Consider the following 14,481-nt stretch of genomic DNA (forward strand, 5'->3'; position numbering starts at 1 on the left):
AGTAGGTCGTCGCCAGGTAAAGCGTTCCGTGGTAGCTCAATGGTGGAGCATTCGGCTGTTAACCGAAGGGTTGGAGGTTCGAATCCTCTCCACGGAGCCATTTTTATTTTTTGATATTTTATAAATCTAAAATGGTAAGACTGTTTAAAGACAGTCTTTTATAATTTAAAAACATATATATAATAAAGTTATAAAAAGGAAAGTCACAGTTGACTTTCCTTTTATTTTTTATTGTTTTATTATTTTATTTCCATCACTTCTTAGCACAATAGTTCCATCTACATCCGTTCTATATACTTGAATTTTTCTTTTGGTTAGCTCATTCATTGTTTCACGATGAGGATGTCCATAGTCATTATTTTTACCACAGCTTATTATAGCTATTTTAGGTGTAACCTTATCTAAAAATGGTTTTGATGATGATGAGGAACTTCCGTGATGGCCTACCTTAAGGACATCAGCAGATATATCATAGTTTTTGTTCAATATTTCTTTTTCACTTAGCTTTTCAGCATCTCCTGTAAATAGAAATTTTGAATTACCATAGGTTATTTTAATGACAGCTGAGTAATTGTTAACATCTTCGTAGTTATCAGCATTAGGAGCAATCATTTCGCATTTTACATTTTTACCTAAATCTAAGTTAACTCCAGCCTTAGCAACATTTATCTTCAAGTTTTTAGATTTTAGTGCATTCATCATACTTTCGAAGGTTTTAGTATTTGCTAGCTTTTTTGGAGCATAAAATTCTCCGATATCATATTTTTTTATTACAGTATCCATTCCACCTATATGATCTTCATGAGGATGAGTAGCAACCACATAGTCGAGCTTCTTTATGTTTTGCTTATCTAGATAAGAGATAAGTTTATTAGTGCTTTCGTTTGTTCCAGCATCAATAAGCAAATTCTTACCATTAACTTGTATTAAAGCACTATCTCCTTGTCCAACATCTATGTAACTTATTTTTATAGAACTTTTGGTATCTGCATTTGAAGTACCTCCAGTTGAAGTACCCCCAGCCGGATTAGAACCACTACATGCAGCAAATATAAATACTGATAATAAAAGCGCAATCATGATTTTTAAGTGGGATTTAAAACGCTTCAAACTAATGCATCTCCTTTCATAAATTTGTAGTACAAACATAAGTTTAACATTTTATATGAATAAGTAAAGAGAGAGTCTTGATTATAAGCTTACCTATTGAGTAATTAGCTATCATGCGAACAATGTGCTATAATATAACATTATATAGATGTGGAAAGATTTTAACTGAAGGAGAGAAATTTTATTCATGGAAACATTTTTATTTTATTTAGATTTTTCGATTTACATGGGAAAGACAATGATACAGAAGTTTAAATTAGAAAAGTTAAAAAAACATGGTAGTGAGGAAGATGTTCAGCAATGTATAAATAAAACCGTTGAAGAGTGGAGTAATCATGTGCTAAATAAAGTACATGCTGATATTGAAGTAGTAGGAAAAGAAAACATTACTGAAGAAACATGTCTTTATGTATCAAATCATCAAGGAAATTTTGATATACCAATTTTTTTGAATATTTTTGATAGACCAGTAGGTTTTATTGCTAAAAAGGAACTTCTTAAATTTAAAACTTTTAGTTACTGGATGAAACAGATAAACTGTATATTCATAGATAGAAACAATATACGTGAATCTATGAAATCTATGAACGAAGGAGTAGAAATACTTAAAAGAGGACATAGTATGGTCATCTTTCCAGAGGGCACTAGAAGTAAAGGAGCAACAGTAGGTGAATTTAAAAAGGGAAGCATGAAGCTAGCTTTAAAAGCAGGGGTTCCTGTGGTACCGGTAACTATTGATGGGAGCTATAAGTTACTAGAAAGAAATAGTGAATATGGTAAGAATGAAAGAAAAGTTAGAATTACTATAGAAAAACCTATATATCCAAAAGAACTGTCAAAAGAACAGCAAAATAGTCTTGCTGAAGATGTAAGAAAAATTATTATAAATAATATTAAATAAACTGTTTAATATAGGGGTAAAAGGCTGAAAGTTAGCTTATACAACCGTATAAGCTAACTTTCTAGTTAGTTTCCCTATATAAAGTGTACAACTCAAAAATTTCTTTAAAGTTTCTTAAGAAAATTCATGAATGTTAAGTACAATAACTTTTTTTCTACTCATGGCTTCAATACTATATCTTATTCCTTGAGTACCCATACCAGAAGCTTTAACACCTAAGAATGGAAAGTGATCAGGCCCTCTCTCAGTCTTATCATTAATTTGGACAGTACCAACCTCTAACTTACTTGCGACGTGAAAAGCATAATCTATGTTTTTAGTGAAAACAGAAGATTGTAGACCATACTGAGACTTATTAGCAATTTCTATGGCCTCTTCAACGCTCTGTACCCTTAATATCGGCAAAACCGGACCAAAAGGCTCTTCCCAAGCAATGCGCATGTCTGTAGTAACATTGTCAAGTAGAGTAGGGTACATTAGATTTTCTTTTCGTTTATTACCAATAAGTAATTTTGCGCCTTTTTTTAAGGCGTCATCAATCAATTCTTGTACAAAATCTGCAGCAGAATTATTAATGAGAGGGGTTACTTCACAGTCATCTTCTGGCATTCCAACTTTAAGATTTTTTATTTCTTCTAGCATAAGTGGTGCAAGTTCATCAGATATATCATTTATAGCGAGAACCCGCTTAATAGCTGTACATCTTTGACCAGAATATATATAAGCACCTGCAACTATATCCTTTGCGGCATCTCTTAAGTCTGAATCCTCAAGCACAATAGCAGCATCTTTCCCACCAAGTTCCATAAGCATAGGTACCATACCTGCAATTACTGCTATATGCTTACCTACCTCTGTACTCCCTGTAAAATTTATAAAGTCAATTCCAGGATGGGTAACAATATAGTCTCCTATTTCAGAGCCCTTACCTGTCACTGTGTTCAGCACACCTTTTGGTATTCCAGCTTTATTAAATAGTTCAGCAACATACAAAGCACTTATAGAACCCTGACTAGGAGGTTTTAGTATTACACTGTTTCCTGCTGCTAAGGCAGGAGCAATTTTTGATACAGAAAGATTTATTGGGTAGTTAAATGGGGAGATAGCCAATACTGTTCCCAAAGGCACCCTATGAACAACGGATACTTTATTTTTTTTAAACCCAGGAAAATTATCTCCTGTTATAGTTTCGCCTTCCATGTGTTTTGCTTCGTCTGCAGTAAATCTTATAAAGCTTGCAGTTCTTTTCACTTCAGATATTGCAGAACTTTTATTTTTTGCAATCTCTTTCTGAAGAAAATCAGATAATACAGATATGTTCTCTTCTAAAAGGTCTGCGCATTTATGCAATACTGCAGCCCTTTCATTTAGTGGCTTTTCTGCCCAGTTTTTTTGTGCTATTTTAGAATTTTCTATTGTTTTATCAATTTCATCTTTTGTCATAGCCTGCACTTTTCCAATAACATCACCATTAACTGGAGAGTGCACATCTATGGTTGATTCACTTTTAGATTTAATCCATTCCCCATTTAAAAGATTTTTATAGACTATACCTTCTTTTATATTTTCAAACATAAATTTCATCTCCATATGCTAACTAAATGATAAATATATCTTTTAGTTTAAGCTTAAATAAAAAAAATATTACAATTTTCAACCTTTTACGATTGAAGATTTTTTGATTTTTAAAACTTATTTTTAATAATATTGATAAAAAATAAAAAAATATAAAAATTTTTGAGGTATATTGTAATAAGAGTTTAATATTAATGATATATGAAAATAAGTCAACAGCAACGCATGGTGCCAATTTCAAAACAAAAAGGTCCTATTTTTAAGTGAAAAAGCTAAATGTGAAAAAATGACGAATTAAAATTACAATAATATAAAAATTTTTATTTGCCAATACAAAATGGAAATGTTACAATATAGGCATAAATATGCTAATAGTTATTGATGTTACTAGGTAAAATTAATAAATATACAAATAAACAGAATAATTAATAACAAAAATGAAAATGTTCACAGATAGCATTAATGCAATTTTTGAATGAAAATCATTCAAAATGGGATTTTTCGATATTAGGCCAATATGTTTAAAGTTAAGGAGGATAAACATGAGTATTATAAAAAAATCTTCATATGAGCATTATTTACAGGATGTAGATGTTCCAAATCTTTATAAAGATATATTCCCTTATTCTGATGTTCCTAAGGTGGCTTTCAATCAAATACAGGTTCCTATGGATTTACCTGAAAATATATGGATTACAGATACTACCTTTAGAGATGGACAACAATCCATGCCGCCTTATTCTGCTGAACAGATTATAAGAATATTTGATTATCTTCATGAGCTAGATAATAATTCAGGAATAATTAAACAAACTGAGTTCTTTTTATATACAGAAAAAGATAGAAGAGCGGCACAAGTTTGTATGGAAAGAGGATATAAGTTTCCAGAAGTAACGTCATGGATAAGAGCTAACAAGGAAGATTTTAAACTAGTAAAAGAAATGTGCATAAAGGAAACGGGAATGCTTATGTCTTGCTCAGATTATCATATATTTAAAAAGCTAAATGTATCAAGACAAAAGGCTATGGATATGTATTTGTCTATCGTTGAAGAAGCATTAAAAAATGGTATACGCCCAAGATGTCATTTAGAAGATATAACTAGGGCTGATTTTTATGGCTTTGTAGTGCCTTTTGTAAATAGGCTTATGGAACTTTCAAAAGAAGCAAATGTTCCTATAAAAGTAAGAGTTTGTGATACTTTAGGACTTGGCGTTCCATATGGCGGTACAGCACTTCCAAGAAGTGTACAAGGACTTATTCATGGACTTAGAACAAACTGTGCTGTTCCTTCAGAGTGTATAGAATGGCATGGTCATAACGATTTTAATGCAGTAGTAAGTAATTCAACTACAGCATGGCTTTATGGCGCATCCTCAATAAATACATCACTTTTAGGAATAGGTGAAAGAACAGGAAATTGTCCGCTAGAATCTATGATATTTGAATATGCGCAACTAAAAGGTACAACTGGAAACATGAAGCTTCATGTCATAACAGAATTAGCAGAGTACTTTTCAAAGGAAATGAAATATGATATACCACCGAGAACTCCTTTTATAGGAAGCCAGTTTAATGTAACAAGAGCTGGTATACATGCAGATGGAATACTCAAAGATGAAGAAATATATAATATATTTGATACAGATAAGATACTTGGAAGACCAGTGGTAGTTGCAGTTAATCAATATTCAGGACTTGCGGGAATTGCTGCTTGGATTAACACTTATTATAGATTAAAAGATGGAGATAAGATTGATAAAAAAGATCCAAGAGTAGCTGAGATGAAGGAATGGGTAGATGAGCAATATGCAGAGGGTAGGACAACTATTATTGGTAACAATGAATTAGAGTTATTGATGGATAGGATAATGCCTGAAATAAATGAAAAGAATAGAGCAAGCTAATTAATATACGGCAATTTATGTGGATGGAGGAGTAGTAATGGGATTAAATGTTGCTCAAAAAATAATTAAAGGTCATCTAGTAAAAGGTGAAATGATTGCTGGAAAAGAAATCGCCATAAAAATAGATCAAACCTTAACTCAAGATTCAACTGGGACAATGGCATACCTACAATTTGAGGCTTTGGGGATAGACAAGGTAAAAACAAAAAGATCAGTTGCTTATATTGATCATAATGTACTTCAATCAGGTCCAGAAAATGCAGATGACCACTTATATATTCAAACCGTAGCTAAAAAACACGGAATATATTTTTCGAAGCCTGGTAATGGAATATGTCATCAAGTAAATTTAGAGAGATTTGGTGTTCCAGGAGATACTCTTTTAGGCTCAGATAGTCACACGCCTACAGGTGGTGGAATAGGAATGCTTGCTATGGGAGCAGGTGGACTTGATGTTGCTGTAGCTATGGGCGGTGGAGAATATTACATTAGTATGCCTAAAATAGTTAAGGTGAATCTAATAGGAGAGTTAAGAGATTGGGTATCCGCTAAGGATATTATATTAGAACTTTTAGGAAGACTTACTGTTAAAGGTGGAGTAGGGAAAGTATTTGAATACTCTGGAGATGGAATTAAAACTTTATCTGTACCACAAAGAGCTACTATAACAAATATGGGCGCTGAGCTTGGAGCAACAACATCATTATTTCCAAGTGATGAGGTAACATATGAGTTTCTAAAAGCGCAGGACAGAGAGAAAGATTTTATAGAATTAAAGGCTGATGAAGATGCAGTATATGATGAAGAAGTCACAATAGATTTATCAGAGTTAGAACCGCTAGTAGCATGTCCTCATAGTCCTGATAATGTTGCATCTGCTGCTTCATTAAAGGATATAAAAGTAGATCAGGTATGTATAGGAAGTTGTACAAATTCATCTTATGCGGATATGATGAGGGTAGCTAAAATATTAGAAGGAAAGACTGTAAATGAAAAAGTATCATTAGTTATTGCACCAGGATCAAAGCAAGTTTTAAATATGCTTGCTAAAAATGGAGCTTTAGCTACAATGATTGATGCAGGAGCAAGAATTTTAGAGTCAGCTTGTGGATTCTGTATAGGCATGGGACAATCACCTGCTACAAATGGTGTATCTCTTAGAACTTCTAATAGAAACTTTGAGGGAAGATCTGGCACAACATCTGCAAATGTTTATCTAGTTAGTCCTGAAATTGCAGCTGTTTCTGCATTAAAAGGTTATATAGCAGATCCAAGAGAACTGGGAGAAGCTTTTGATATAGAAATGCCAAAGGAATTCATTATAAATGATAATTTAATACTTCCTCCAGCAGTAGAAGGTGAAGACGTAGAAGTAGTTAGAGGACCTAATATAAAACCATTCCCTAAAGCAAAAGCATTGGAAAGTATAGTAGAAGGAAAGGTATTAACTAAGGTTCATGATAACATAACTACAGATCATATTATGCCTTCAAATGCTAAGCTTTTACCTTATAGATCAAATGTTCCTTATCTTTCAGAGTATTGTTTAACACCATGTGATAAAGATTTTCCAAGTAAAGCTAAACAATATGGTGGTGGATTTATAGTTGGTGGAGATAATTATGGGCAGGGATCAAGTAGAGAGCACGCGGCCTTAGCACCATTATATCTTGGAGTTAAAGCTGTACTTGCTAAATCTTTTGCTAGAATACACATGGCCAACCTTATAAACAACGGTATTATGCCTCTTATATTTGAAAATGAGGAAGACTACAATAAAATAGATACTATGGATGAACTTTTGATTGAAGATACTATTGACCAAGTAGATAAAGGAATAATTATTGTTAAGAATAATAGTAAAAATGAAGAGTATAGAATGCTATTAAATGTTACAGATAAACAAAAGAAAATGATAAAAGTAGGTGGATTGCTTAACTTAGTTAAGGCCAGTCATTAAATTTTGGAGGCGATTTTATGGATCATAAAGTTACACTTATACCAGGAGATGGAATAGGTCCAGAGGTAATAGGGGCGGCAAGAAAAATTATTGATGCTTCTGGAGCAAATATAGAGTGGGATGTGGTAAAGGCTGGAGAAGAAGTTATAGAAGAGTTTGGAACACCTCTTCCTGAATATGTTTTAGAAAGTATAAAAAGAAATAAGGTGGCACTAAAAGGTCCGGTAACTACTCCTGTTGGAAAAGGTTTTAAAAGCGTAAATGTTACATTAAGACAGACATTAAACCTTTATTCCAATATAAGACCTATAAAGACTTATGCTGGAATAAAATCAAGATATGAAAATGTAGACTTAGTTATTTTTAGAGAAAATACAGAGGATTTATATGCAGGGATAGAGCATATGGTAAGTGATGAAATAGCGGAAAGTATAAAAATTATTTCTAAAAAAGCAAGTGATAGAATAGTAAGAGCGGCATTTGAATATGCTAGAAAGAACAATAGAAAAAAGGTTTCAGCTGTTCATAAGGCTAATATAATGAAGTTGTCTGATGGTCTTTTTCTAAAGTGCGCAAGAAATATAGCTAAGGAATATAGTGACATAGAATTTGAAGATGTTATTGTAGATGCAATGAGTATGAAGCTTGTTTTAGATCCGGAAAAATATGATGTACTTGTGATGCCTAATCTATATGGTGATATACTTTCTGACATGGCGGCAGGGCTCGTCGGAGGATTAGGAATGGTTCCAGGAGCAAATATAGGGGAAAATGGTGCAGTGTTTGAACCGGCACACGGCTCTGCTCCAGACATTGCAGGGATGAACAAATCCAACCCAATAGCTACAGTTTTATCAGGCATAATGATGCTTAAGCATATAGGAGAATTTGATGCAGCGGCGAAGATAGAAAAAGCTATTGAGAAAGTTGTAAGAGACGGTATGCATGTAACCCCAGACCTTGGAGGAAATGCAGGGACATCAGAATTTACTGAGGCGATTATAAAAGAAATGAAATAAGAAAAAGAGTCTTATCTTAGAATTCGTTATCCATCGGATAAAATTAAGGTAAGGCTCTTTTGTAGCTTTTTATAAAACAACTTACGAGCAAGCTCACAGAGTAAATTGGAATTTATAATTTTATGGATTAGGTTCCATAAAGTTATAAATTAATATATAATATTGAATATAATAGATAGTGGTAACTTTAATTATAGAAGGTGGAGTGTCTGTATTGAAAATTAATAATAAAGTACGTGTAATTTTACTGATACTTTTGGTGTTATTGATATCTGGAGCTTGTGCAGCATCTTACCATTATATTTTGGGTAATATAAGACATCAAGAAAAAGAAAGTGTTCTGCAGGATATAAAACGTGTACGATATCTAATTAGTGATAGTAGAGATAGTCTAAATGTTGTATCTGCAGACTTTTCCGCATGGGACGATACATTAGAGTTTGTAAAAAATCCATCTAGAAAATATGTATTAGAAAACCTTAATTACAATTCACTAGAAAATTCAAGAATTGATATGTTTGCAGTTTTAGATAACTCTGATAAATTAAAATATATAAAGGTTTACGATTCAAAGCAGGGAAAGGATATAGAAACTCCAAGAGAGGTAATAGATTTTATTAATAAGAATAGTAGAGAATTAAGTCAGCATATGAACGTGTATAGTGTGGGATCAGGAATAATTTCTGTAAATGGACAACCTATGATTATATCCTTTAGACCTATAACTGATTCAAAGTATGAAGCTCCTATAGGAGGTACCGTAATTATTGGAAGATACATAAGAGATAGATTCATAGACAAGGGAGAACATATAATTGATGCAAATTTATCAATAGAAGAAGCGAGAAGCAGTGATAATCGTTATGGTGTGTTCATAGGTAATGATTCAAGGGTAAGAATATTAGATCAAGATGATGCTTTAATAGAGATTAATGACAAAAATAATATAACAGGATACTCTATAATAAGAGGAACTGATAATAATCCTATATTTGCAATAAAGATACATGAAAATAGAACGCTTTATAATGAAGGAATAAAGTCATTATATTTTTATATTTTATTAGTTGTAATCTTCGCAGTTCTAGTTTTTGTTATGTGTTTAACCCTTTTAAGAGTACATATTATTAAGCCTATTGAAAGCATGAGCAGAGAAGTAAGTAATATTGAGCTTAACGATGATAAAATATCTAAAATTAGAGTCAAAGGAAATGATGAGCTAACTCAGCTATCTATAGAAATAAATAGTATGATTAAGAGAATTGAATATAGTAATAAAAAGATACAGGATAGCGAAAAGCAACTAAAACTAGTTTTAGAAGGAGCAAATGCAGGCTTTTGGGACTGGGATATAGAAAATAATTATATATACTTTGATGAAAAATTTCTAACTATCCTTGGATATTCTCAGGGTGAACTACCTAACTCAAGTGAGGTATGGAGGAAGATAGTTCATGAGGATGATTTAGATTATTCCTTAAAGTGTTTTCAAAATAGCCTGGGAAAGAGTGTTAATATACACATTATAGAACAAAGGGTGAGAACTAAATCAGATGACTATAAGTGGATTTTAAACCAGTGTAAGGTTGTAAGATATGATAAAGATAACAATCCTAAGAGAATGACAGGAATAATAACTGACATAACTGATAAAAAGAAGCAAGAAGAGGAATTAAGATATCTAAATTATTATGATAAGTTGACCGGTTTATTCAATAGGGGATATTATGAATACGTTATTGAAAAAGTAAGCAAAAGTAGCAGTTTACCTGTTTCTATAATAATGGGTGATTTAAATGGACTAAAAATAGCAAATGATACTCTTGGACATGCTCAAGGAGACAAATTATTAGCGGAAGCTGCAAATATTCTCAAGGATATTTCAGGCCCTAACGCTTTAATCTCACGTTATGGTGGAGATGAATTTGTAGTAATTTTAGAAAATATAGATAGTATAAAGGCTAATGAAATATGTTTAGCTATAAAAAATGAATGTTCAAATAGAAAGATAGGTTCTATATATGTTAATATTGCATTGGGATGTTCTACTAAATATGATGCAAGCCAAGACATAAATGAAATAATTAAAGAAGCTGAAGAGAGAATGTATAGGAATAAACTATTAGAAGATAGAAGTGCTAGAAACAGTATAATAGCTTCTTTAACTAGAACTTTAGAAGAAAAAAGCCATGAAACAAAGGAGCATGCTTATCGTATATATAATTTGTGTGTAAAAATAGGTGGAATTTTAGGTTTAAGTACTGATAAATTAGATGAACTCTATTTACTGGCTAGGTTGCATGATATAGGGAAAATAGGGATAGATAGCAAAATATTAAATAAGCCAGGAAAACTAAATGATGAAGAGTGGGAAATTATGAGAAATCATTCTGAAATAGGATATAGAATAGCAGCATCAACGCCAGATCTAATGCATATAGCATATGGAATATTGACACACCATGAAAGGTATGATGGTACGGGGTATCCTAAAGGGCTTAAGGGAGAGCAAATACCATTACTTTCAAGATTATTAGCTATAGTTGATGCCTTTGACGTAATGACTCATGATAGGCCGTATAAGGTAAGAATGACAGTTGCTGAAGCTATCGAAGAGCTAAAAAGATGTTCAGGAAAACAGTTCGATCCTAATTTAGTTGAAATATGTATAATGGCTTTTAAAAGCTAACACAAAAACACAACTGTTCATATAGCAGTTGTGTTTTGTTATTTTGATCTATGGCCTATATCTGAGTTTCGTAATCTATAGGCTTTTTCTAATAAATCTTTTTCAATATTTTTTTCAATAGTAGAAAATAAATCTTGTTGAATATGTGTAGGAAAATATAATTGAAGCAATCTTTTTTCTAATTCTTGTTGAGTCTCTATACTGCCATCTGGGAGTATATGATTTACCATAAATTCATTTTTTACTAGCTCTGGGGCTATCATTATGCTTCTGTGGCAATCCAAAGGATCTTTTTCTGTACACATTAGACAAATTATAAATTGTTTATCTATTCCGGTGTTGAGCCGTGCTATGCCATCTTTAAAGCTCTTTGTATGTTTTATTATTTCAAAATCCAAGTATCCTTTTTGATTGAATAGATTTTTATCCTCACGGATTGCTCCGAATTCGTCAGCCATATATACGTAATTAATATTATTAGAATCTAAGAATTTTTTTATCACATTTTTATTAAAATGAGGAACATATTTTGAGAAAGGAACACTTCTAATATCAACTATGCAATTTATATTATATTTTCTAAGAAGCCCAAGAAAATATATATTATCATGTGATGAGTGTCCTATAGTATAAATTAGTTTCATTTTTATAACTCACTTCCTCATAAGTTCTAAGTCTTTTTTTGTAATCCTTCGCTAAGGCTCATAGAAAAAGTATTTAATCTTACTGCTGAATTGTAAATATATCCTCACCTATAAGTTAACTTTATTGTCAGTTTCCTTATAGTAATTTATAATATCATAAATTTTTTTATTTTAGTAACATAAGATAGTTTAGAGAGTTTTTCAAATGTTGAATCTAAGGTGAATTCGGGCTCATTGCGAATTATTGCTGCTACTTCATCCCTTTGAGTAACACTTGATGTATACATATGACAATTTTTGAAGCTCTCAGATAGATTACATATAGTATTTAACCTGTCATTAGTTTTTATTCGTACAAGCCAATCAGATTTCTCATCCCAATATTTCTCGATATAAGCTTCTTTGTCATTAAATTTTATATTTTTCTTATTTTTATTCTGAATTATATCTGCTATATCGCCAAATACTGAGCTAGCTGTTGGAAGCATTCCAGCACCCTTGCCGGAGAAAAATACGTTTCCTACTGCATCACCTTCAATAACTATTCCGTTAAGCTCATTATCTATCTTGCTTAAATAAGAATCGGACTTTATCATAACTGGCTTTACAAAACCATAAATTTTCTCATCTTTATTTTTACTGATAGCCAATAGTTTTATAATATATCCATTTAATTTTGCATACTCAAAGTCTATTTCATCGATATCTGTAATTCCTTCTATATTTATATCCACCCAGTTGACTTTCATGCCATATGCAATAGTTGAAAGAATGGATAGTTTTCTTGCAGCATCATATCCTAATACATCAGAATCTGGATTGGCTTCGGCAAATCCTAGATTTTGTGCTAATTTAAGAGCATCTTTGTAACCCATATTTTCTGCGTACATTTTTGAAAGAATAAAATTTGTAGTTCCATTTAAAATAGCTTGAATCTCGAAAATTTTATTACCAGCTAAGGATTCCATAAGAGGTTTTAATATAGGAATGCCTCCGCCAACACTTGCCTCAAAATTTAAAGTTACACCATTGTCTGAGGCTATGTCTAATAGTTCTTCACCATATTCTGCAATTAAATCTTTGTTTGCAGTTACTACATGTTTTTTTAGCTTGAGAGCTTTTTTTACATATTCGTAAGCTGGGTGAAGTCCACCCATAACTTCTACTACTATATCTACAGGATTATTAAATATTTTTTCTATACTATCTGTTACAAGATGATAGTTTTGTTTTTGTTCATGTTTGTTCTTATCTTTTACAAGTATACTAGATATATTTAATTCTTCACCGGTAATGGATTTAAATCTCTCTTTATTTTTATTTATAAGATTAGCTATACCAGTTCCTACAACTCCATAGCCAAGTACTGCTATTGATGCCATTAAAAATACCTCCTTATTTTATGAATTATAATAGAATATCGTATAAATTAAATATTACCGGTAGAATACTCAAATTCTTTCCAGGTTTCTCTATAGTTTATTTCATCATGCAGTGTATCAAGAAAATTTGATATACAATCTTTATATTTATCTACTTCTACTAAAAAAGAATCATGACCATAATCGGATTGAATTTCATTGTATTCAAGGTCTACACTGCTTAATTTTAGTATATCTTTTGCTCTCCTAAGTTCACTTATATTAAAAAGAGTATCGGAACTTATAGCTACAAGTAAAAACTTAGCTTTAATGCAACTTAGTGCTTTTGCATAAGATCCATATTCGCGTCTAAGATCAAATAAATCCATTGCACGGGTAAAATATAAGTAGGTATTTGCATCAAATCTTTGTACAAGTTTTTCTCCTTGATAACTCAAATAACTATCTATTTCAAATTCGGCATCAAGGCTTTTAAAAAAGTCATCTATATTATTTTTGATCTTTCTTCCAAACTTTTTATCTATCAAATCTCTAGTCTGATAAGTTAACATAGCAATCATTCTTGCTATAGATAAACCCTTGGCAGGGAAATCTGAACCATAGTAATTTCCATTATTCCAGTTAGGGTCCCACATGATGGACTTTCTCATAATATGGTTAATTCCTACTGCTTCTGTACTTAAATTAAGTGGAGCAGCTAAATTTATAATTCCATCCATAAAATCAGGATAAGAAACTGACCACTGAAGGGACTGCATGCCTCCCATTGAACCACCAACTACAGCTAGAATATGATTAATGTTCAAAAAATCAAAGAGTTTTCTTTGAGCATTAACTATATCTTTAACCGTAATTATAGGGAAATTTATACCATAAGGTTCATTAGTTTCAGGATTTATAGATGAAGGTCCAGTGGAACCGCAGCACCCACCAAGCACATTTGAACATACTATAAAGTATTTATCAGTATCAAATATTTTACCAGGTCCAACAAAATCCTCCCACCAACCAGCACTGTCCAATTCATCATGACTAGCTACATGAGAATCTCCAGTTAAAGCATGAGTTATAAGTATACAGTTATTCTTATCTCTATTTAATTTACCATAAGTTTCAAAGCATATAGTTATAGGACCAAAGGTTTTTCCGCTTTCCAGAAGGAAGCTTTTGTCTTGGCTAAAGGTTAAATACTCCTTAAAAATATCTTTCTTATAAGTAAATTCGCTCAAGATACATACCTCCAATTAAAAACTTTGCGACGCAAAACTTTTATAGTTGACAATTGACAGTGAAC

The 14,481-nt window shown here is 31.9% G+C and carries 10 protein-coding genes and 1 tRNA gene; 6 read left to right on the forward strand and 5 right to left on the reverse strand.

Annotated elements, in window-relative coordinates:
- Positions 1–25: 25 nt before the first annotated feature.
- Positions 26–100 (forward strand) — tRNA-Asn (locus I6U51_RS15475).
- 128 nt (positions 101–228) lie between these two features.
- Here I6U51_RS15475 and I6U51_RS15480 read toward each other — a convergent pair.
- On the reverse strand, positions 229–1,110 hold the full coding sequence (locus I6U51_RS15480; RefSeq protein WP_246517383.1) for a ComEC/Rec2 family competence protein: 882 nt from the start codon (positions 1,108–1,110) through the stop codon (positions 229–231).
- A gap of 187 nt (positions 1,111–1,297) precedes the next feature.
- Between I6U51_RS15480 and I6U51_RS15485 the strand changes: the two genes are divergently transcribed.
- Positions 1,298–2,011: a lysophospholipid acyltransferase family protein gene (locus I6U51_RS15485; RefSeq protein ID WP_211143493.1), complete on the forward strand. Its 714-nt coding sequence runs from the start codon at positions 1,298–1,300 to the stop codon at positions 2,009–2,011.
- Between the two features lie 114 nt (positions 2,012–2,125).
- Here the strand turns inward: I6U51_RS15485 and I6U51_RS15490 are convergent, their stop codons facing one another.
- Positions 2,126–3,586 carry an NADP-dependent glyceraldehyde-3-phosphate dehydrogenase gene (locus I6U51_RS15490; protein ID WP_211143494.1) on the reverse strand — a complete coding sequence of 487 codons (1,461 nt, stop codon included), beginning with the start codon at positions 3,584–3,586 and terminating at the stop codon, positions 2,126–2,128.
- Positions 3,587–4,128: 542 nt separating this feature from the next.
- Between I6U51_RS15490 and I6U51_RS15495 the strand changes: the two genes are divergently transcribed.
- The 4 genes from I6U51_RS15495 to I6U51_RS15510 all read left to right on the forward strand — a co-directional run bounded on the left by I6U51_RS15495 (position 4,129) and on the right by I6U51_RS15510 (position 11,161).
- Positions 4,129–5,493, forward strand: a complete 1,365-nt coding sequence (locus tag I6U51_RS15495) for a beta/alpha barrel domain-containing protein (protein WP_211143495.1) — start codon at positions 4,129–4,131, stop codon at positions 5,491–5,493.
- 37 nt (positions 5,494–5,530) lie between these two features.
- Positions 5,531–7,453 (forward strand): aconitate hydratase, encoded by a 1,923-nt coding sequence (locus tag I6U51_RS15500; protein ID WP_211143496.1) that lies wholly within the window; start codon positions 5,531–5,533, stop codon positions 7,451–7,453.
- A gap of 17 nt (positions 7,454–7,470) precedes the next feature.
- Positions 7,471–8,472: an isocitrate/isopropylmalate dehydrogenase family protein gene (locus I6U51_RS15505; RefSeq protein WP_211143497.1), complete on the forward strand. Its 1,002-nt coding sequence runs from the start codon at positions 7,471–7,473 to the stop codon at positions 8,470–8,472.
- A 214-nt stretch (positions 8,473–8,686) separates the two neighbouring features.
- Entirely contained in the window at positions 8,687–11,161 is a 2,475-nt protein-coding gene (locus I6U51_RS15510; RefSeq protein ID WP_211143498.1) for an HD domain-containing phosphohydrolase, read from the forward strand.
- A 38-nt stretch (positions 11,162–11,199) separates the two neighbouring features.
- Here I6U51_RS15510 and I6U51_RS15515 read toward each other — a convergent pair whose 3' ends face one another.
- The 3 genes from I6U51_RS15515 to metX form a co-directional block, all read right to left on the reverse strand.
- Entirely contained in the window at positions 11,200–11,805 is a 606-nt protein-coding gene (locus tag I6U51_RS15515; RefSeq protein WP_211143499.1) for a DUF488 domain-containing protein, read from the reverse strand.
- Positions 11,806–11,951: 146 nt separating this feature from the next.
- Positions 11,952–13,187 (reverse strand): homoserine dehydrogenase, encoded by a 1,236-nt coding sequence (locus tag I6U51_RS15520; RefSeq protein WP_211143500.1) that lies wholly within the window; start codon positions 13,185–13,187, stop codon positions 11,952–11,954.
- Between the two features lie 47 nt (positions 13,188–13,234).
- Positions 13,235–14,416: a homoserine O-acetyltransferase MetX gene (gene metX, locus I6U51_RS15525; protein ID WP_211143501.1), complete on the reverse strand. Its 1,182-nt coding sequence runs from the start codon at positions 14,414–14,416 to the stop codon at positions 13,235–13,237.
- Positions 14,417–14,481 lie beyond the last annotated feature (65 nt).

Origin of the sequence: Clostridium aciditolerans, assembly GCF_016316925.1 — a bacterium.
Classification (GTDB): Bacteria; Bacillota; Clostridia; order Clostridiales; family Clostridiaceae; genus Clostridium_AM; species Clostridium_AM aciditolerans.